At 68.5% G+C, this 18,940-nt stretch carries 17 protein-coding genes and 7 pseudogenes; 16 read left to right on the plus strand and 8 right to left on the minus strand.

The features are described 5' to 3' along the window. The first annotated feature begins 43 nt into the window (after window positions 1–43). The 3 genes from AC067M_RS37605 (at window position 44) to AC067M_RS37615 (ending at window position 2,161) form a co-directional block, all read left to right on the plus strand. Complete coding sequence (locus tag AC067M_RS37605) at window positions 44–430, plus strand: VOC family protein (RefSeq protein WP_478701516.1); 387 nt, start codon at window positions 44–46, stop codon at window positions 428–430. 72 nt (window positions 431–502) lie between these two features. Beyond that, window positions 503–1,480, plus strand: coding sequence for a transposase (locus tag AC067M_RS37610; RefSeq protein WP_478701517.1), 978 nt, complete (start codon window positions 503–505; stop codon window positions 1,478–1,480). Window positions 1,481–1,789: 309 nt separating this feature from the next. Beyond that, a complete protein-coding gene (locus AC067M_RS37615) occupies window positions 1,790–2,161 on the plus strand; it encodes a nuclear transport factor 2 family protein (protein ID WP_478701518.1) in 372 nt (123 codons plus the stop codon). Window positions 2,162–2,169: 8 nt separating this feature from the next. Here AC067M_RS37615 and AC067M_RS37620 read toward each other — a convergent pair. Continuing rightward, window positions 2,170–2,968, minus strand: a pseudogene (locus tag AC067M_RS37620) (IS5 family transposase). 57 nt (window positions 2,969–3,025) lie between these two features. Continuing rightward, on the minus strand, window positions 3,026–3,199 hold the full coding sequence (locus AC067M_RS37625; protein WP_478701519.1) for a hypothetical protein: 174 nt from the start codon (window positions 3,197–3,199) through the stop codon (window positions 3,026–3,028). A gap of 369 nt (window positions 3,200–3,568) precedes the next feature. Between AC067M_RS37625 and AC067M_RS37630 the strand changes: the two genes are divergently transcribed. After that, complete coding sequence (locus AC067M_RS37630) at window positions 3,569–4,306, plus strand: dienelactone hydrolase family protein (RefSeq protein WP_478701520.1); 738 nt, start codon at window positions 3,569–3,571, stop codon at window positions 4,304–4,306. Window positions 4,307–4,842: 536 nt separating this feature from the next. After that, on the plus strand, window positions 4,843–5,487 hold the full coding sequence (locus tag AC067M_RS37635; RefSeq protein WP_478701521.1) for a dihydrofolate reductase family protein: 645 nt from the start codon (window positions 4,843–4,845) through the stop codon (window positions 5,485–5,487). 19 nt (window positions 5,488–5,506) lie between these two features. On the opposite strand, the pseudogene AC067M_RS37640 reads toward AC067M_RS37635, so the two are convergent. Then, window positions 5,507–5,923, minus strand: a pseudogene (locus AC067M_RS37640) (transposase); the annotation flags it as partial. Window positions 5,924–6,350: 427 nt separating this feature from the next. Here AC067M_RS37640 and AC067M_RS37645 point away from each other — a divergent pair. Next, window positions 6,351–6,680: a hypothetical protein gene (locus AC067M_RS37645; protein WP_478701522.1), complete on the plus strand. Its 330-nt coding sequence runs from the start codon at window positions 6,351–6,353 to the stop codon at window positions 6,678–6,680. Here the strand turns inward: AC067M_RS37645 and AC067M_RS37650 are convergent. Continuing rightward, a pseudogene (locus AC067M_RS37650) lies at window positions 6,626–7,085 on the minus strand (transposase); the annotation flags it as partial. The gene AC067M_RS37645 and the pseudogene AC067M_RS37650 sit on opposite strands and share 55 nt — an antisense overlap. Window positions 7,086–7,194: 109 nt before the next feature. On the opposite strand from AC067M_RS37650, the gene AC067M_RS37655 reads away from it, so the two are divergent. Continuing rightward, complete coding sequence (locus tag AC067M_RS37655) at window positions 7,195–7,632, plus strand: glutaredoxin domain-containing protein (RefSeq protein WP_478701523.1); 438 nt, start codon at window positions 7,195–7,197, stop codon at window positions 7,630–7,632. A 93-nt stretch (window positions 7,633–7,725) separates the two neighbouring features. Here AC067M_RS37655 and AC067M_RS37660 read toward each other — a convergent pair. Next, window positions 7,726–7,944: pseudogene (locus AC067M_RS37660) on the minus strand (YceI family protein); the annotation flags it as partial. Between the two features lie 108 nt (window positions 7,945–8,052). Continuing rightward, on the minus strand, window positions 8,053–9,768 hold the full coding sequence (locus AC067M_RS37665) for an LPXTG cell wall anchor domain-containing protein (RefSeq protein WP_478701524.1): 1,716 nt from the start codon (window positions 9,766–9,768) through the stop codon (window positions 8,053–8,055). A 653-nt stretch (window positions 9,769–10,421) separates the two neighbouring features. Between AC067M_RS37665 and AC067M_RS37670 the strand changes: the two genes are divergently transcribed. From AC067M_RS37670 to AC067M_RS37695, 6 genes and pseudogenes are all read left to right on the plus strand, one after another. Beyond that, window positions 10,422–11,330 carry a helix-turn-helix domain-containing protein gene (locus tag AC067M_RS37670; protein WP_478701525.1) on the plus strand — a complete coding sequence of 303 codons (909 nt, stop codon included), beginning with the start codon at window positions 10,422–10,424 and terminating at the stop codon, window positions 11,328–11,330. Between the two features lies 1 nt (window position 11,331). Then, window positions 11,332–11,547, plus strand: a pseudogene (locus tag AC067M_RS37675) (YciI family protein); the annotation flags it as partial. Between the two features lie 362 nt (window positions 11,548–11,909). Beyond that, complete coding sequence (locus AC067M_RS37680) at window positions 11,910–12,128, plus strand: hypothetical protein (RefSeq protein ID WP_478701526.1); 219 nt, start codon at window positions 11,910–11,912, stop codon at window positions 12,126–12,128. Next, the gene (locus AC067M_RS37685) at window positions 12,113–12,538 is read left to right on the plus strand and encodes a 5'-methylthioadenosine/S-adenosylhomocysteine nucleosidase family protein (protein ID WP_478701527.1); all 426 of its coding nucleotides are present in this window, start codon (window positions 12,113–12,115) and stop codon (window positions 12,536–12,538) included. The genes AC067M_RS37680 and AC067M_RS37685 overlap by 16 nt, the downstream gene beginning before the upstream one ends. 530 nt (window positions 12,539–13,068) lie before the next feature. Beyond that, a complete protein-coding gene (locus tag AC067M_RS37690) occupies window positions 13,069–13,587 on the plus strand; it encodes a hypothetical protein (protein ID WP_478701528.1) in 519 nt (172 codons plus the stop codon). Window positions 13,588–13,730: 143 nt separating this feature from the next. Further along, entirely contained in the window at window positions 13,731–13,865 is a 135-nt protein-coding gene (locus AC067M_RS37695; RefSeq protein WP_478701609.1) for a hypothetical protein, read from the plus strand. Window positions 13,866–14,024: 159 nt separating this feature from the next. Here the strand turns inward: AC067M_RS37695 and AC067M_RS37700 are convergent, their stop codons facing one another. Continuing rightward, the gene (locus tag AC067M_RS37700) at window positions 14,025–14,801 is read right to left on the minus strand and encodes an SDR family oxidoreductase (protein WP_478701529.1); all 777 of its coding nucleotides are present in this window, start codon (window positions 14,799–14,801) and stop codon (window positions 14,025–14,027) included. Window positions 14,802–15,001: 200 nt separating this feature from the next. Between AC067M_RS37700 and AC067M_RS37705 the strand changes: the two are divergent. Both AC067M_RS37705 and AC067M_RS37710 read left to right on the plus strand, forming a co-directional pair. Continuing rightward, window positions 15,002–15,896, plus strand: a pseudogene (locus AC067M_RS37705) (helix-turn-helix transcriptional regulator). 220 nt (window positions 15,897–16,116) lie between these two features. Next, window positions 16,117–16,794 (plus strand): alpha/beta fold hydrolase, encoded by a 678-nt coding sequence (locus AC067M_RS37710; protein ID WP_478701530.1) that lies wholly within the window; start codon window positions 16,117–16,119, stop codon window positions 16,792–16,794. 210 nt (window positions 16,795–17,004) lie between these two features. Here AC067M_RS37710 and AC067M_RS37715 read toward each other — a convergent pair whose 3' ends face one another. Beyond that, window positions 17,005–17,196, minus strand: coding sequence for a hypothetical protein (locus tag AC067M_RS37715; protein ID WP_478701531.1), 192 nt, complete (start codon window positions 17,194–17,196; stop codon window positions 17,005–17,007). 454 nt (window positions 17,197–17,650) lie between these two features. Between AC067M_RS37715 and AC067M_RS37720 the strand changes: the two are divergent. Beyond that, window positions 17,651–18,903: pseudogene (locus tag AC067M_RS37720) on the plus strand (IS256 family transposase). The last annotated feature ends 37 nt before the right edge of the window (window positions 18,904–18,940 follow it).

Below are 18,940 nucleotides of genomic sequence, written 5' to 3' on the forward strand. Positions count from 1 at the left end.
AGTACAGCGTACAGAGATTGGTCTCGATCCTCCAGGAGAAGCCATGAAGATCACTTCCACCGCCGTCTCCCTGACCGTCGACGACGTCCCCGCCTCCGCCGCATTCCTGACCAGGCACTTCGGATTCCAAGAGGTCATGGCCTCCGAAGGCTTTGCCTCACTGGTCCGCGAGGACGCCGTCAACGTGATCTTTCTGCAGCGCGGCATCGAGGTCCTGCCCGAGGGCGTTAGGGACCAGCACGCCGCGGGTGTGATCACCGCATTCACCGTGGCTGACCTGGAGGCTGAATACGAGCGACTGCAGAGCGAAGGCGTCTCCATCACCATGCCTCTGCGTGAAGAGCCGTGGGGTGAGCGCCTCTTCCAGGTCACCGACCCGAACGGTGTAATCCTCCAGCTCGTAGCCTGGGCCACACCCGACAGCCAGTGACGGCCTTGAGGCCGATCGTGGAGGTGGTGGTCGACCCGTGACGCGAGAAGAGCCGTGCTGGTTGGGTGAGTTGTGAAGCTGACCTGGGCCCGTGCGGTCTGCGCTAACCCTGCCCTGTGCGGCGTCTCCCGCGCACACTTCGGCGCGTTACTTGAAGAACTCGCCCCCAAGTGGCAGGCAGGGCGGGAATCGGTGCTGCGCGAGCGGCGTGGCGGGGACCGGCGACGGGCCGCCGGGGCAGGACCCAAGCGGCGGCTGGTGTTCGTGGACCGGCTCCTGGTCACGCTGGTGCACCTGCGGCTGGGGCTGCCGCACGCTGCGCTGGCGGAGTTCTACGCGGTGGACCGCTCTACCATCTCCGGCGCGATCCGTGAGATCCGCCCGTTGCTCGCGGCACGCGGCTTCGCCGTCCCCGACCGGCCCGGAGTGCGGCTGCGCACGCTGGAGGACCTGTTCGCCTACACCGACGCGGAGGGCGTGGATTTGCGAATCGATGGCACCGAGGTGCAGGTCCGCCGCCCCAAGGCGGGGCGCCCCGGCCGGAAGGCATTCGTGTCCGGCAAGAAGAAGCAGAACACCATCAAGACCACCACCTTCAGCGACGGCCAGGGCCGCACCCTCTTCTCCGGCGTCGTGCGCCCGGGCAGGATGCACGACCAGGCCTGCGCGCGCACCGAGGGCATCGCCGAGCAGTTCCACCAGCACCCGACGGTGAAAGCCGAGGTAGACGAGGGCTACCGGGGCCTGGCCAACGAGTTCACCGACCGGGTCAGCGCGCCGCCGAAGAAACCCAAGGACGATGCCCCGCTCGGCGAGCGCCACGCCTGGCGCGAGCAGCGGCGCCGCCAGTCTTCCCGGCGGATCTGCGTGGAGCACACCAATGCCGAGTACAAGCAGTGGCGCCCACTCCAGCGCTACACCGGGCGGCGCAAGGACTACGCCGACACACACCTGGCGATCGCCGGGCTGGTCTCCGACCGATCTACTCAACGGACAACCCGCCGCAAGACGAGCACAGACCTGGTACCCGTCCGACAGCCAGCCTGCTGATCACCCTCCAGCCGACCTGCCAGGCCACCACACCCCGACATCAATCGTTCCCGAAGTCGTAAAGACGCCGTTTCTTATGGCGAGGTTGGTCGCTGAACCGTTCGTCGTGGAGCTGGTTGAGCAGCTGGCGCGGGGCGAGTTGTGGGTGCTCGTCCGGAAATCGGTGCCCGGTGTTGGATTACCTCCAAAGTAATCGACAGCCGTGATGCCAGGCTGTGAGCATCAAGAGGCTTCCAGGCGACACCATCCGACGATGCGGATGGTGCGCCGAGTACCCGACCCAGTTTCATTCAGGAAAGGGAACGTGCCTTGACCAATATCGCCGATATCGTGGACCGGTACACCGCGGTGTGGAACGAGGTGGACGCCGACCGCCGTCAGAAGGCTGTCAGCGAGCTCTGGGCGAGCGATGGCTACTACGCCAACGTGACCGATGAGTACCGCGGCCACAGCCGGATCCACGAGGCCATTCATGAGGCGTACGAGGACTTCGTCGAGAAGGGATTCGCCTTCACGATCCACAACTACCAGGTGAATCACAACTCTGTGCGCCTCACCTGGCACATGGTGCCTGCCGGCGGCGGTGATGTCGCGGCCGTCGGCACAGAGTTCATCGTCCTCGGCCCGGACGGCCTCATCCAGAGCGACTACCAGTTCATGGACGTGGACCCGACCCAGTAAGATTCGCTCTATTTGGTGAGTCGGCGGTAGCCGATGAGGGCTGCGGCTATGCCGACGAAGGCGAGGAAGTGCTCGACCTTGCGCTCGTAGCGGCGGTGCAGGCGTCGGAACCCGGCCAGCTATGACACCGTCCTCTCGACGACCCAGCGGTGGCGGCCCAGCCGGGCGGAGGTCTCGACGCCCTTGCGGGCGATGCGGTGGCGGATGCCTTTGCTGCGCAGCCATCGGCGCAGGTGGTCGTAGTCGTAGCCTTTGTCGGCGTGGAGCTTGGCCGGGCGTCGGCGGCGCGGGCCGCGGCTGGAGCGGATGGGCGGGATCCCGCGGATCAACGGCTTGAGGCCGAGGCTGTCGCGGGTGTTGGCGCTGGAGACGCCACCGACAGGGGAAGCCCGCTTCTGTCCGTGAGCAGGTGGATTTTCGATCCCGGCTTGCCACGGTCGGTCGGGTTCGGTCCGCTCAACGGCCCCTTTTTGCGGCTCGCACGCTGACGGAGTCGATCGCGCACCGCGACCAGTCCAGCTCGCCCCCTGGCCCCGAGTTCATCCAGGATCACCCGGTGGAGCTTGGCCCAGACCCGGTCCCGGCTCCACTGGGCGAATCGCCTGTAGACAGTGGGCCAGGCCGGGCCGAACACCGGCGGAAGTTGCCGCCAAGTGCAGCCCGACGAGGCCACGAAGATGATCGCTGCCAGGGTCTCGCGGTCACCGGCCCGTCGCCGGCCACCACCTTGAGCACTCTTCAATCTGTCGGCGGTACGACCCGCTTCCCTGCTGCAGGGGCGGGGTGTGCAGCACTACGTGGCTGCACACTCCGTGCAGCAGGTGGAGCTTCGTGGGCGCTGCGGCCGACGAAGCGGTGCGCGGTTCACCGCACGCCGCCGGTGACACGGCGATGACGAGGGCGGCAGGCCCCGGCACCAGCGACGGTCAGCGGCTGCGTGAGGCGCGGGACGCGGTAGACGGCGTAGGTGAGCGCGCCGAGGAGCAGCAGGCCGACCAGGACCAGCAGCAGGACGACCAGCAGGGCGAGTGTGGACATGCAGTTTCCGCCTCGGGATAGGGCACGCGGCGGTTCCGCGTGCAGGATGTAGGCGGTGGAGGGTGTAGTCTCCCTGGTCCTTGCGTGGCGGTGAGATGGCTCAGGCCTCGTTTGAGATCTGCCGTGCGAGTGCGTGTTGGTGGAGCCGTTACTGCCCCGGCGCGGCTAGTGCTCTGACCGCGATGGTTCGCCGGGTTGGCGGTTGGAACGGTTGGAGGGGTATGACCGAGGTACGCGCCAAAGGCGGCAACGAAATGATCTTGAAGCCCTGAGGGCTCGGCCCCCGCATTTCAGAGGGACACGCGCGCTGTTCTGCCAGCGGCAGAACACCGGCCGGGCCGAGCTCGACGATCACTACAGTCCAGTCTCATGACGGCGATTACGACGCGTACGGTCGAGTACCCGGCCGACGGTTTGACGATGATCGGGCACCTCGCGCTCCCGGCCGGTATCGACCGCCGACCCGCGGTGCTGCTCGGACCAGAGGGCATGGGGCTAAGCGACGTCGAGCGCCGCCGGGCCGATGCTCTCGCCGAGCTGGGATACGTAGCGCTGGCCTTCGACCTTCACGGCGGGCGCTATTTGAGCGACCCCGAGGAAATGCTGGCCCGTTGCATACCACTGCTCTCTGATCCCGACCGGATGCGGGGCATCGGCCATGCGGCGCTCGACCTGTTGCGCACCGAATCGCGGGCCGACCCCGACCGGATCGCCGCCATCGGCTACGGCACCGGAGGCGCCGTCGGGCTGGAACTCGGGCGCGACGGCGTCAACCTGCGCGCGATCGGGACAGTCAACGCACTGACCACGGGCCGACCGGGCGAGGCAGCGCGCATTCGCTGCCCGGTGTGGGCCGGCGTCGGGTCGGAAGACCCGATCATGCCGCCCGCACAACGGAACGCGTTCACCGCCGAGATGCAGGCCGCAGGCGTCGATTGGCGCCTCGCGGTCTACGGCGGCGCCTTGCACGCCTTCCACCACCCGCCGGTCGACCATCCCACGGTCCCCGGCGTCGGCTACCACCCACAGCACGCGCAGCGAGCCTGGCGCGACGTCGTCGACCTGCTCGCCGAGTGCCTGCCCGTGACGGAAGATCTGCGGGCATGACCCAGGCAAACAGCCTGGCGCCAGGCCTGGTCCGCGTCGGGCACTCACAGTCCCCTCCCCTCAAGTTCCCATAGCAGAACCACATTCGGGCGGATGCTCGACCGCGGAGACGCGTTCGCAACTGCCGCAGTAGGTACCGGATTTACTGCGACGGAGCCCCTGCCGTGATCCTCGCGACCTGCGGCGGTCCGTTCCGGCCGCCAGGCGAGGTCTACGCATTTACTGCGGCCTCACTGTGCTGACCACGTGCGATGTCACATCAAGATCAACTCATTGCCCCTTTGGCGCGTATCTCGGCTGGACCCCTTGCATGGGCGGTGACGTCCGTTGCGACGCATGTGAGTGGTCGCGGCGGCCACCCCGGCCACCCCGATGCCGTCACCGCGTCCGTTACGGCCACACCGCCAACGAGGCCGCTTCCTGACGCGCCTTGGAAAAAGTTGCGGGCTGCTGTCGATCCGGCCACGTCCCGTTCGACGTCATGATGTGCGGCGGCTCGCCACACGATGATGCGACAGGACCTGACGAGGAAACACGTGGATCAACTGCTGAAAGTCATGAACTTCAACGTCTCGAGTGACGGAATCGGTGCCGGTGAGCACCAGAGTCTCGAGCGGCCGTTCGGCCACGACCATCCCGAGAGGCTGTTCGCCTGGGCCGGAGCCACGGCGAGCTGGCCCATGCGCACGGATCCCGGCGGGAGCCGGGGCCTCGACGACTACTTCACGCGAGACTTCGCACGCAACATCGGCGCCGAGATCATGGGCCGCAACAAGTTCGGGCCCCAGCGCGGGCCCTGGAATGACCATGACTGGCGCGGCTGGTGGGGGGAGGAGCCCCCCTTCCGCACCCCGGTGTTCGTCATGACTCACCACACGCGTCCGTCGTTCACGCTCTCCGACACCACGTTCCACTTCGTCGACGGCGACCCGGCCACGGTCCTCGCACGGGCGCGGGAAGCGGCGCAGGGCAAGGATGTCCGACTCGGCGGCGGGGTCATCACCATCCGGCAGTTCCTTGATGCCGGCCTCGTCGACACCATGCATGTGGCGGTCTCGCCGGTAAAGCTCGGGTCCGGATTAAGCCTGTGGGAGTCCCCCGATGAACTGCTCGACCGGTTCCACCTGGAGGTCGTGCCCAGCCCGAGCGGCGTGACGCATCACCTGTTCTGGCGAAGGTGACGCGAGGGCCCACTCGAGTTCAGGCTGCGACGGCGAGGGGGCGTCCGCCCCAGCGGATGCCCTTCTCGCTGCGGATGCGGGCGCGTTCCCTGCGTTGGGCGGCGAGGATGTCGGGGTGGCGAGCGTTGGCGTTGCGCCAGCGCAGGTAGCGGTGCAGGGCCTGGGTCTGCGCGGGATGGCTGCGATGGTGGGAGTTGGCCAGGGTGAACTGGCGCAGCGGGCCGAAGTGGGCCTCTATCGGGTTGGCCCAGGAGGCATAGGTCGGAGTGAAGCACAGCTCGATTTTGTGCTTCTTCGCCCAGCGGCGAATGTCCGCGCCGGTGTGGGCGGAGAGGTTGTCCAGGATGATGTAGATCGGGGCGCCGTCGGGTCGGGCGGCGCGGATCGACTTCAGCGCGGCCAGGGTGTTGACGGTGCCCTTGCGGCGCCGGTTGACGGCCGGGCGTGCCACCGGCGCTCGCTCTGGTGGGGCTTGGCACGCGCGCGGTCGGGACACGCGCTGATCGGCGTTCCTCGGGCAGGTCGCATTGCCACGGCACGTGCATCAGCGCCGGGGCTGCCTAGTCCGGGTGGCTGGCCGGCGACACTTGTCCGTCGCGCGCTCGGTCATCGTGTCTGTCGGAGCCTCGTTCGTGTGAATTCACGTTTGATGCGGCGTTTTGCCGTGCGGGGCGACGTGACCATGGGGCTTCCGGCGCCACCTGGCCGCCAGCGAGGAGAAACCGATCATGAACTTATCCGTGTGTGCTCTCGAGGGGGCTGCTGCCGGCGCCTTCATGGCCTCATCCTGGGCGCAGCCGTACCAGCAGGGCTCTGGCGCACGAGCGTCACCGACTGCGCCGAGATCGCGTCACCGCTCAACTATGAGGCGACGATGCCCGCTCACCAGACGCGATCACAAACGACGCCAGCGCACCTGGGACGAACTCGCCACCAGCCGGACAGTGACCTACCAGCGCACCCGCGACAGCGGCGAGTTACTCACCGCCTACGCTGTCCTGACCCGGCTGCACGCACACCGCTGGGCCAGCCACACCCCGCCGCCCGGCTCGCCCCAAACACCCGGCGCACCCCACTGGCAGGCCGTGCAGGCCGATCACACCGCTTTCATGGACCGCGACCTCGCGGAGGTCGACTACGAGTACGGCCAGCCGGGCACGAACTGGTCCGAGGACCGTCCGCTGCGGCCGTAAACGTGGCAGAACAGGCGATCGGCGCTGGTGGGAGCGTCAGGACGGAGCCAGTTGCTGACGTCGACCGCGAGGACCAGGCGGCCGTCGCCGGCCTGCGGCATGGGCAGGCCGACCAGCACCTGCCGCAGCCGGGGGACGTCGACGTTTCCCGCAGTTCAGCGCGTCGTACATGGCGCCGTGCCCGCGCCGGTGCTCAGCCACCAACGTCAGGTCCACCGGCGCCCTCACCCTCACCGGTCCATCCGCACACAGCAGCGCATCCGCGAGGTCGAACAGTTCGTCCCCGCGAGCGGTCAGGCAGTCGAATAAGTCCTCCCGGAAGCGTGACGCTTTCGCGAACGCTTCCCCCGGAACATGATCAGGCAGCAGACTCACCTTCACGGCCTTCGTCGTGGTCACGTGCATCCTTGGTCGGAGCACATGATCAGACGAAGGCCGCCTCAGCGTCCGTCGAACACCCAGGTGAGCGGCCTAGTTCGAGGAGCATTTCGACTCATCGATAACCTGCATCACCATGATGCGCGCTTGGATTCTGCCGATGCTGCTTGTGCTCAGCGGCTCGGCCGTCGCGACTGGGCAGATCTTCAAGGGGAGCCCCGGCACAGCCGCAGCACTCCTGCTGGCGTTCCTGGCGCTCGCCAGCGTGAACTCACCCCTGATCTTCCCGAGGTCGATCGGCGCGCAGGAGGCACAACGCCGCAGCGCGGTCGACGGCCGACCGGTCGTCTTCTGGCGGCCGGGCTGCAAGTACTGCATACGACTGCGCATCCGGCTGGGCCGCAGCGCCCGCCAGTTGCATTGGGTCAACATCTGGCGCGACCCGGCAGGAGCCGCAACGGTGAGAGCAGCCAACGCCGGCAACGAGACCGTGCCGACCGTCGTCGTGGCGGGCCAGCCACACACCAACCCCGATCCCGAATGGGTGCGCGAACAGCTCTCCCCTTCCGCGTGATCAGAAACCGCGCCCTACCGAGAGGCACCCGCAGACACAAGCGCACAGAGGTTAAAAAACAAGCCGAGGCAGGGGGCCGAGCCGTCTCCGCCGTCAGGCGAGCGGCGGAAGCTGTTCGCCCTGGACGGCCTGGAGGTCGATCCCGACGCGGAGCGTGGTGCCGATGGCGGCCATGCCGGCCTGGACGACCTGGTTGTAGTTCATCGCGAAGTCCTCGCGCGGCAGTTCTACGGTGGCCCGGAACGCGGCCCGTGGGCCGCCCCACGGGTCGGGACCGGTGCCGAGGCAGGCCAGGTCCAGGTCAACGACCCGGGCCTTGTTTGTTTCCTGACCGCCGACGCCGGCGCGGAGGCCGACGGCCCGGCGCGCACGCCACGGGTGGGTGGTGTTGCTGCCGGGCCGTCAGTCACTCACGCGGTCTCACTTCCCGTGCAAAGCCCTGCGTCGACGTCCGCGAAGCACCAGCACGCCGCCGGCAGCGACGACCAGCAGGCCACCGAGGGCGCTGTACGTGACAGCGTTGCTCACCCCGGTGGAAGCCAGGGGGCCGGACGTGCTGCTCGGGGTCGGCTGGCCGACGGGTGCGCCGATCTCCGCCTGCGCACGGGTGCCGGTCGTGCCGGAGGCGGAGACAACCGGCGTGGCGGCGGTCGGCGTGGGGGCGGGCGACGGCTTGGCAGCGCCGGCAGTCCCCGACGCGGGCTTCAGCTGAAGAGTCGTGATCGAGTACGGCGGCAGCGTCTGTGCGACCGCCGTGCCCCGCTCCGCCGTCGTCAGGGCGGTGCCTCCCTTGGCATACGAAACGGTCGTGACCGCCCCTGCGGCCGGGGTGAATCCGGCGTACGAGAGCGACACCTGCGCCGCGTTCTGCGGGCTCTTGTTGATCAGCATGACGTTCAGACCGCCGTTACTGCTCCGCACCGCGTGCACAGCGACCGACGAGTTGCCCGAGGACGACTTGACCATGGTGTCGCCAGGCTGCGCCAGTGCGGTCAGTGAGCGGATGCCCCAGTAGGTGGGGAAGGGCGTCTCGCGCGGCGGTTCGCACTTCCCCCCGGCGCAGGTTCCAGCGGAGAGCACACCCCCGTCCTGGTAGTCGGTCTCGCCGTGGACGGTGGTGGGTGCTTCGCCCGAGCCGTTGTGCAGGTTCCACCAGTCCACGTGGGTGGCGCCCTGCTCGAACCAGGTCATGTAGGTGTCCGGCGCAAACAGGGCTGCGGCCTGGCTGGTCAAGGCCGGCGAGCCGACGGCGTCGGTCTCGGTGACCGCGATCTCCACCGAAGCGGCGTGCGAGCCCGCGTACTTGGCGATCAGCGAGCGCAGCGCGGACCTGACACCGGCGATCCGGGAGGGGGTATTCAGCAGGTCGGCCGTGGTGGTGCCGCCCGGATACCAGTGGACGATGACGAAGTCGATCGAGCGTCCCGCGATGGAGAGCACCGTGTTGTTCCAGTCGGCGCTGTCACCGGGAGCCTTTTCCGCATCCGGCCAGTAGCCGGGGGTGGTGAGCACCGCTCCGATCTTCACCTTCGGGTCCACGGCCTTCATCGCCTTCGCGTAGGCGATCAGGTTCTTCGCGTACTCCTTCGGGCTCTTGTCGGCGTGCGTGTCAGTTTCCCAGCCCTTGCCGTTGCCGTAGTGCCCGTTGCCGTAGACCTCGTTGCCGATCTCCCAGTACTTCACGCCGTAACCTTTGTCGACGTTGGCGTACTTGACCCAGTCGGCGGCCTCCTGGGGGGTGCCGGACCCGTAGTTCGCGGTCAGGATCGGCTGGGCGCCGACCCTCTTCGCGGTGGCCATGAAGTGGTCGAAGTCGGTGTTGGAGGGGATCCAGCCGCTGCCGTCGCCGAAGGTATGGGTCTTCCAGTGGTACTCGTCCGCGCCGGAGCCGCCGGGAAAGCGCAGCTGCCGAACTCCCGCGGCCTTCATCAGCGATGACGCCTTGGCGTTCCCCATGTGCTCGTCGCCGTAGCCCGTGTTGAGGCCGGCACCACTGCTGGGCACCGTGCCCAAGGAGGTACCGGCATCCACACGGATGCCGACGGTCGGCGCGGCGCCCGCGCTGGGCGCCAGGGCGCCGATACCGGCCGAGGCGGCGAGCACCGCCACCGCCCCCACGACACAATGCCGGAGCATCCGGCTACGGCGGGGCGTGCGACCCCGAGGCATCGGCTGCTCGGCGGATCTCGGGTCGTCTGGTGACACGTAGTGCTCCGATCGGGTGTTGACACAGAGGGCGTAGCGCCACTGACCACGGCTCGCCCTCGTCGGTACACCCCTAAGTGGCCACTCGGAGCGGAAAGGTTGCCATCTCAATCATTTTTCTCCGAGACGCGGTCGCACCGTCTCACCGGACCCGGTGACCCGGTGACACGCCCGGGCTCCCTTTCCACCTCGACGGCGCGAACCATCACATGCTTCCGGCCGCACACCGCCCCGCGGTGGCCGAGCGGCTGAAGCCGCACAGGAAGCACAGGAAAAGACAGACGGCGGCCGCCGTCACCGCGTGTGCGACATGCCGTGGGTTCCCGTGGTTCTTGCCGGAACCCTGAGCCCCTGGCCTGGGGCTTCTCTCTCGTTCGCGTGGTCGGCCGGTCAGTGACGTGACTTCGGGATTCCTGAAGCTTTCTCGTCCGATCTGATCAGTCTGCAGTCTGGTCGAAGGCGGGGAGGCGCATACTGTCGGCGCTGGCGGTGGTGAGAAGGCTCGGCAGAGTTCTGGAGAACTCACGGGATGTCGCACTGAGGCGCTTGAGTCTCCAGCCGCCGGAGGGTTCAGGATCTTACTCATGGACGACGAACGCCCCGACGTGCTCACCATTGGCCGGCTCGCGCACCGCACCGGACTTCCGGTGCGTACCCTGCGCTTCTGGTCGGACGAGGGGGCGGTGCCGCCTGTGGGCCGTTCCGCGGGCGGCTACCGGTTGTACGACGCCGAGTCCGTGGCCCGTGTCGAGCTGGTCCGCACCCTGCGGGAGCTGGGCCTCGGGCTCGACGACGTGTGCCGTGTCCTGAGCGGCCGCACCACGGTCGCCGAGGTCGCCGACGCGCATGTGGCCGCGCTCGACGCGCAGATCCGCTCACTCAAGGTGAGCCGGGCCGTCCTGTCCACCGTGGCGAAACGGGGTTCGACCGTTGAGGAGACAGCACTGATGAACCGGTTGGCGCGGCTTTCGGCCGCCGAGCGCAAGCAGATCATCGACGAGTTCAAGGAGGAGGTGTTCGGCGGCCTCGACGACCCGCGCCTGCGCGACCGCATGCGCACCTTCAGCATCGAATTGCCCGACGATCCCACACCTGAGCAGGTCGACGCCTGGATCGAACTGGCCGAATTGGTGCGGGACCCCGGTTTCCGCGCCCGGTTGCGCACATGGATGGAGCTCAACACGCCCGTACCGGGGCAGGGCCGTCCCCCCGGGGCGTCCATCTGGTGGGCCAGGCAGATCGTGCAGGCCGTCGCGGAGGTCAGAAAAGGCGGGGTCGCTCCCGAGGGGCCGGCAGCGGCCGAGGTGCTGTCAGAGTTGTTCGGTGACGTCGATCGGGCCGCCGTGCTGCGCAGCCTGGAAGCCGGGATCGAGGCAGGAGCGGAGCACTACCGCAGGCTCGTCGCCCGTGTGCGAGGGCAGGATTCGTCGCCCGACGCGACCGAGGAGCTGGAATGGCTGGCGCGGGCCCTGCGCGCCGCGGATCAGACCTGACCTGGTGCTCGGCCTCGGCACGGGGCAGGCCGCCGACCTCGCGGTGCCGCTCGACCGGGACGAGCTGATCGCCTACGGCTGTCCGACAACGGCGCCACCCGGCTGGGGACGGCGGCGTTGGTCCGAAGGCCGGACCCGGACACGGCACGCGCCATCCCGACCCCGGACCGGTACGCCGCTCTGGGTGCACAACTGGCAGTTCGGCAGGCGGTCGTGATGACCGAGGACATCCAGGCCGACGTCACCGCCGAGACCCTTCGGATCGCTCAGCATCCTCGTGTTTCACCCGAACCCACGGATGCATCGGCCTGACGCACACCGATGGACCCGCGAGTTCGCGCTGAAGGACCTCCGGTTTCCCTGAACCCACGGGAATCAGGGCCCCGGTCTCCTATCTCTGACCCACGGTGCAAAGTGCGCGCCGACGCTCCTTCATGGCGGAACCACTCACTCCGCCCTAATCGTCCCCTACGGTTGAGTCCCGGTCCCGCAACCGGGACTTGACGCGGATGTGGCTTAGGTCGGTGGCATGGCGGAGAACGAGCAACACCCCAGCGTGGTGATCCTGACAGCGTCCCCGTGGAGTATGAGGCCGTACGCGCCCACCTCAGCGGCATCCGGAAACTGACCCACCCCCTCGGCACCCGCTTCGACCTCGGACGTCTGCCCGACACCCCCTGGTCCGTCGCCCTGGGGCAGATCGGCGAGGGCAATGGGGCAGGAGCGGTGATCACCGAGCGGGCGAACAGCTGGCTTCCCCCGAGGCGCTCCTCTTTGTCGGCGTGGCGGGCGGCCTGAAAGACGCGATCGCACTCGGGGACGTCGTGGTCGCCACCCGCGTGTACGCGTACCACGGCGGCAAGGACACTGACGCCGGCTTCCACGCCCGCCCGCGCGCCTGGGAAGTCTCCCACCGTCTGGAACAGGCCGCCCGACATGCCCGGTTCGGCCCCGAGCTGGCCGGGCGCGTGCACTTCAAGCCCGTCGCCGCCGACGAGGTGGTCCTCAACTCCCATTCCTCGGCACTGTCCGAGCAACTCACGCGCCATTTCAACGACGCCGTCGCCATCGAGATGGAGAGCGCGGGCGTGGCCCAAGCCGCCCACCTGACGGGCGTCCTTCAGACCCTCACCATCCGCGGCATCAGCGACAGCCGACGGGCACAAGCATGCGGCCGACGCATCCGGCTCTCAGCAGCGCCGCAGTGAACGTGTCGGCCGTCGCCACGGTGGTCCTCGCGGAACTCAAACCCGCCGCCGGGCGAACCACGCCGCCGCATTTCCGGGGTTCCGAGGGGCTGACATGGAGTAGAGGATTCACCTTCAAGAACCTCCCATGATCAGCGCGGGCCCGATAACGCCGGAGGAGGATACCCGTCAAGGGGGACTCGCGACCCGCTGCCAGCTCGGGTACGCACTTGTGTGCGACATTCCGTGACCTTGGCGGGGGTTGCGTGGCCGGTGATGCAGACGGTGTCGGCGGCGCCCTGACGGAGGTTCATCGCCGTACGACCCTGCCTCGGCGTGTGACCGGCTCGGCACCTGGGCCCGTCACCGGCTCATCCTTGCCAACGATGAGAAGCCGGTGAGCTCAGGCGTCGTGATGGTTACCGAAGACGTAGCACACCCGATCAGCCCATAGGGGCGTTCGACTCCGAGGAAAGCGTGCCACAACGAAGGAGAGCTCCGGAACACGACGGTTCACAACGTCCGGACATTCGCCCCACAAGGACCCCGACGTGACCACCCCCATGAACTACGGCCGCCACGTCGGCACTGAACGCCGCCGCCGCGTCCACGAAGCCATCACGGCCGCCCCACACGACGGCACACCGATGACCGCCTCGGCCATCGCCCGCGCAGCACGGGTCGACCGCACCTTCCTCTACCGCCACCGCGACCTGCTGGAGCACTTGCATACCGCCGGTAGCCGCCCGACCGAGCCGGCAGGCGCCGGTCCGGCCGCTACGGAGGCGTCACTGCAGGCCGATCTCGCCAACGCCAACGCCCGCGCCGCCCGCCTAGCCATCCGGGTTCAGCAACTGGAGAGCCGTCTCTCCCGGCAGCTTGGGGACGAGGCGTGGAGAGAGTCAGGTCTCGGCGCTCCGGCCGACGTCGCCAACCTGCAAGCCGCGATGATCCGCCTTGAACAGCGCAACGCCGAGGTGACGCGCCAGTTGGAAGAGCGACAGGCCGAACTCGATGCAGCCCGGGCGGCAAACCGGGATCTGACCCGGGCTCTCAACCAGCGCAGTTGATCAAACCCGGTGCTGAAGCGCCCCCATAGCTCCTGGTCGACAAGCCGTTCGGGACCACGCTAGCCGTCCCAACAGACGCGGGCGACCTCTTACTGCAACGGTGCTTTCCGTGACTGCTGGCCAGCTCAGTCGTTGGTGTGGTTATGGGTGGGGGCCTTGCTGATGTCAGGTTGTGGGCGGGTGAACTGGGCGCTCTGCATGAGCGGTTCGTGCACCGGTTCAGCCCGCTGCGCGGCGAGGACCCGCCCGCCCCGGACGGCTACCGCCAGGCGGCCTGACCCACTGCATCCGGGAGGAACACGATGGACCACACCGCCCCAGCGCCGGGCTTGTCCCTCTACGGAGCCGCCACGCCGTCGACGTGGTGACCGGGATCACCGTCCCGAGCTGAGTGCCGCCGCCCTCGTGCGAGGGCGGCGGCCTACGGCATCCCACGGTCAGCTGGCCTGCCCGGTGGGCATGATGGTGACCTGCTGCAGGTTGACCCGCGGCGGCAGGGCGGCGATGAACCCGACGGTCTGGGCAACATCCTGCGGCGTGAGCCACTCCATCGTCTCCTTGGAGCCGGCCAGCCACTCCAGTGCGCCTTCATCGGTGACGTGGCTCTGCAGCTCGGTGCCGACGATACCCGGCTCGATCGCCGACACCCGCACCTTCTTCGCACCGAGCTCGGCCCGCAGGTGCCGGGACAGGTGTGTGACGTACGCCTTGGTGGCGGAGTAGACCGCGAAGGTGGGGAAGATGTTCTGCGCCGCGATCGACGAGGTGTTGATCAAGTCGGCCACCCCACGCTCGCCGGCGGCCTTGACCAGCTGGGGCGTGAACGCACCGATGATGTGCATCAGGCCGGTGACGTTGAGGTCGATCTGGCGCTGCCACTGGTCGGTGGCCAGCTCCGCGACAGGGGCGGGGAGCATGACGCCCGCGTTGTTGAACAGCAGGTCGACGCCGCCCAGTTCGGCCGCCACCCGGTCGGCGGCCGCCTGCACCGCCACCGCGTCGGTGACATCGGCGGCGATCGCCAGGGCCTCGCCGCCGTCCTTCTCGATCCGCGCGACCAGGTCGTCGAGCCGTTCCGCACGCCGCGCCAGGACGACGACACGAGCGCCGAGTCCGGCCAGGTGCTCGGCCGACGCCTCGCCGATACCGCTGGAGGCACCGGTGACGACCGCGACACGGCCGGAAAGGGGACGGGCGGAAGTCTGCGTGGTCATGAGGCACACCTTTCAAGGTGGGTGAGATGAAGGGTTCGGGACCGCGGCCTATCGCCATCGGCTCCTCCACAAGAACACCACTCGCAGACGCCTCACGGGGCGCCGGAAAAGGCCCTGACCAGGCAGGTATCCACAAGGAAGGTACTGGCAGTACCACCCAGCCCGGGGCATGGCCCACTCTCTTCCGCCACACTGGGGATATGGATGACCGTAGTAACGAGCTCGCCGACTTCCTGCGCACCCGCCGTGCCCGGGTCACCCCCGACCAGGCAGGGCTGCCCGATGACGGCCGGGCCCGCCGCGTGCCCGGCCTCCGCCGCGACGAGGTCGCCAGACTGGCCGGAGTCAGTACCGAGTACTACACCCGCATCGAACAGGGCCGGGCGCAGAACCCCTCCCCCGAAGTCCTCGAAGCCCTCGCCAGCACCCTTCGGCTGGACCCCCTCCGAGCGCGAGCACCTCACTGACCTCCTGGCACGGCCCACACCGGCCCGCCGCGCTCCGACCAGCCCCCAGCGCGTGCGCCCCGGACTGCATCTGATGCTGCAGACCCTTGACCACGTGCCCGCGTTCATCCTCGGCCGGCGCACCGACGTCCTTGCATCCAACCGCCTGGCCCGCGAGGTCCTCACCGACTTCGACGCCCTGCCCGCGCCCCGCCGGAACCTGGCCCGCTACTACCTCCTGGACCCCGACGCCCGCGAACGGGTCGGCAACTGGGAACAGATCGCCGCCGAAACCGTCGCCATCCTCCGCCTGGAAGCAGGCCGAAGCCCCCAGGACCGCCAGCTCGCCGACCTCGTCGGCGAACTCACGCTGAAGTCACCGGAGTTCTCGACATGGTGGAACGACCACCGGGTGCTGCGCCGGACCCACGGCGCCAAGCACTACCACCACCCCCTCGTCGGCGAACTGCACTTCTCCTACGAGTCCTTCCAAGCGCCCGGCGAAAGCGACCAGACCCTGTGCGTCTACACCGTCGAACCGGGCTCCGAAACCGCCCGCTCTCTCCAACTCCTCACCAACTGGACGGCACCACAGCCGGACACGCTCCCCCGGCCCGAGTCCACCATCCCGCGCGAAGCAGCGCCGTAACGCTTTCGCCGGTCGGCATCAAGCCGGAGTTCCGAACTCGGAGCCCAGTTCTCACAATCGGATGTTTGTGAGAACCGTGTGGCATCGAGGGCCTATGGAGCGTCGTCGCCAAAGCTGGCCGGTGCGCACGGATTCGCCTTACGGTTCGCCGCCGCCAGCCCGAGCGTACCGAGGCGGAGCAGCTGTACTCGTCGGGTTCTGCTTGACCTACGATGACGCGGTGAAGTTCGTGATGGTGCCGGGTGGCTGGCAAGGCGGATGGGTGTTCGACTCGGTGGCCGCCGAGCTGCACCGAGCCGGTCACCACGTCGAGGCGGTGACCCTGTCAGGGTTGGAGTCGGACGGCCCAGTCGATGTGGACCGTCCGCCGAACCTCGACGCCCATATTGACCAGGTAGCAGAGATCATTGACCGTGGCGACGGAACGCCCGTCGCGCTATGCGGGCACAGCTACGGCGGAATGGTGATCGCCGGTGTCGCGGATCGGCTCAGCGACCGCCTCGATCAGCTCGTCTTCATCGACGCCTACGTCCCGGACGACGGGGATTCATGTTGGTCTTTGACCAGCGACAGCTTCCGGGAGTTGTTCATAGCTGGCGCCCGCGCCGACGGTCGATGGGTCGCAGTCCCCGAAGGACTCGACCCTCGCGCGCGACCGCACCCACTGGCGAGCTTCGTCCAGTCGATCAGGCTGGGAGGCAACCCCAGCCGCGCGCTCGGCCGAACGTTCATCAGTGGTGGCGCGTGGCCGGGTAGCCCGTTCGTGACTCTGACCGAACGGTTGCGCAACGACTCAGGCTGGCGGGTTCACGAGATCCCCGTCGGCCACAACATCGCCCGCCGCGACTCGCACAGCCTCGCGGCCGTTCTCGGCGCATTGTCGCCGGACTCCGCCTGACGCACAGCCGCTCACTCCGCAGCACTTCCTCGTCGGCGTGGTCGAAGAACGCTTCCAGCTCGGACCGGGTGAAGGCCCGTCGCGGTTGCCGGGGTCGTAGGGGTGGACGATGAGGTCGTTAGGGTCGGCGACGTCGTCCAGGACGATCAGCCACCGGCACGGCGCCCCAGTTCAGGGACGAGTCAGACCAGGAACTGTTTCGCGGCCTGCTCAGGGTCCTCGGGATCGGCCCCGCACAGTTCGACGCTGGCCTGCGCGTCCGCTCACCACAGCGGACTGGGCGCTCGCGGTGACCCAGACCAGAACGTCCAAGTCTCCGTCGTCCCAGGCGGCGCGGGCGTAGTCGGCGGCCAGCTGGGTCTTGCCGACTGCGCCCATTCCGGTCAGCACCTGGGACAGCATGGCGGTGCCCCGTCCTCGACCGCCGCACGCAGCCGGTCTGCCTCGGCGCGATGCTGGAAGGACCGCGCCTCGGACGGGATCACACCGACCTGGTGCGGCCAAGAAGCCGGCTCCCGCGGCGCGCGCTGCACGGTCAGCGTGTGAACGTAGCCGCTGATGGCGGTTCCGCCGTTGGTCGCGGTTGCAGGTCCGGTGCGAGACAGATGGACCGAGGCGGGGGCCTCAGGGCCGCTTGCCGGGGCCGGGCCGCGGTAGCCGGTCACGGCCTTCTCATCACCGGCGGCCTTGGCGTTGCCGGTGTCCGCCACGGTCACTGACGGCTCAGGCTCGAGCAATGCTCAGGACTTGTGGATCGGCTCCCCGGGAGCGCGCGAAGGGCGTACTTTCCCGGGTGATTGATCGACCAGTCACCGAGTAGGCCCGCGTTCGCAGCGCGGGTCGGGAAGGCACGCCCGTGCTCAGCGTAGTGAACGCCGACGGTTCGACCGAGTCCGCCTCCCTGATCGACGAGATCGTCCGCGAGGGCGCGCGCCGGATGCTCACCGCAGCGCTGGAGGCCGAAGTCAACCAATACATAGCCGAGTTGGCCGCCGAGACGGACGAAGCTGGGCACCGCCTGGTGGTCCGCGACGGCCACCACCGGCCCCGCACCGTGACCACTGCAGCAGGTCCCGTCGAGGTCACGGCCCCGCGCGTGAACGACAGACGGGTGGATGCGGCCACCGGCGAGCGGATGCGGTTCTCCTCGAAGATCCTGCCGCCCTGGTGCCGTAGGTCGCCCAAGGTTAGCGAGGTGCTGCCGCTGCTCTACCTGCACGGACTGTCCTCGGGGGACTTCGTGCCCGCGCTGGAGCAGTTCCTCGGCTCGGCGGCCGGCCTGTCACCTGCCACCGTGACCCGCCTGACGAAGCAGTGGCAGGACGACCACGCCGCCTTCCAGCAGCGCGACCTCGCCGACAGCGACTACGCGTACGTCTGGGCGGACGCGGTGCACCCCAAGATCCGGCTCGGGCAGGCGCACTCCTGCGTCCTGGTGCTGATGGGCGTGCGCCTGGACGGCACCAAGGAGCTGATCGCGCTGGCCGAGGGGCTGCGTGAGTCCACCGAGTCGTGGGCCGACCTGCTGCGCGACTGCCGCCGTCGCGGCATACGCGATCCCGAGCTGGTCGTCGGCGACGGCGCGATGGGCCTGTGGAAGGCGCTGGCCGAGGTGTTCCCGGCTGCCCGCCACCAGCGGTGCTGGGTCCACAAGGTCAGGAATGTCACGAACTCCCTGGCGAAGTCCGCACAGCCGGGCGCCACGAAGGCCATGCAGGAGATCTACAGCGCCGAGGACCGCGCACACGCAGAGAAGGCGATCGAGGCGTTCGCGAAGACCTACGGCGCCAAGTTCCCCAAGGCCGTCGCGAAGATCACCGACGACCGGGAGGAACTGCTGGCGTTCTACGACTTCCCGGCCGAGCCCTGGATCCACCTGCGGACCACGACCCCGTCGAGTCGACCTTCTCCACCGTCAAGCTCCGCACCAAGGTCACCCGCGGCGCCGGCAGCCCCGCCGCGGCCCTCGCGATGGTGTTCAAGCTCGTCGAGTCCGCGCAGATCCGCTCGCGCGCGATCACCGGCGCCCACCTCGTGCCCCTGGTCCGCGCAGGCGCCCGGTTCGAGAACGGCCGCCTCGTCGAACGACCAGAGACCATGGCGGCGTGAACGCTGGGCTGAGCCGATGAGCTCAGGCCACGGACGG

Source organism: Streptomyces sp. NPDC043427 (assembly GCF_056436655.1).

What these genes read in the sequence shown, in the direction of transcription:
- AC067M_RS37605 (WP_478701516.1), top strand. Translation starts at nt 44, where the DNA reads ATGAAGATCACTTCCACCGCCGTCTCCCTGACCGTCGACGACGTCCCC.
- AC067M_RS37625 (WP_478701519.1), bottom strand. Translation starts at nt 3,199, where the DNA reads ATGTCCACACTCGCCCTGCTGGTCGTCCTGCTGCTGGTCCTGGTCGGC.
- AC067M_RS37630 (WP_478701520.1), top strand. Translation starts at nt 3,569, where the DNA reads ATGACGGCGATTACGACGCGTACGGTCGAGTACCCGGCCGACGGTTTG.
- AC067M_RS37645 (WP_478701522.1), top strand. Translation starts at nt 6,351, where the DNA reads ATGAGGCGACGATGCCCGCTCACCAGACGCGATCACAAACGACGCCAG.
- AC067M_RS37655 (WP_478701523.1), top strand. Translation starts at nt 7,195, where the DNA reads ATGATGCGCGCTTGGATTCTGCCGATGCTGCTTGTGCTCAGCGGCTCG.
- AC067M_RS37665 (WP_478701524.1), bottom strand. Translation starts at nt 9,768, where the DNA reads ATGCTCCGGCATTGTGTCGTGGGGGCGGTGGCGGTGCTCGCCGCCTCG.
- AC067M_RS37670 (WP_478701525.1), top strand. Translation starts at nt 10,422, where the DNA reads ATGGACGACGAACGCCCCGACGTGCTCACCATTGGCCGGCTCGCGCAC.
- AC067M_RS37695 (WP_478701609.1), top strand. Translation starts at nt 13,731, where the DNA reads ATGGGTGGGGGCCTTGCTGATGTCAGGTTGTGGGCGGGTGAACTGGGC.
- AC067M_RS37700 (WP_478701529.1), bottom strand. Translation starts at nt 14,801, where the DNA reads ATGACCACGCAGACTTCCGCCCGTCCCCTTTCCGGCCGTGTCGCGGTC.
- AC067M_RS37715 (WP_478701531.1), bottom strand. Translation starts at nt 17,196, where the DNA reads ATGCTGTCCCAGGTGCTGACCGGAATGGGCGCAGTCGGCAAGACCCAG.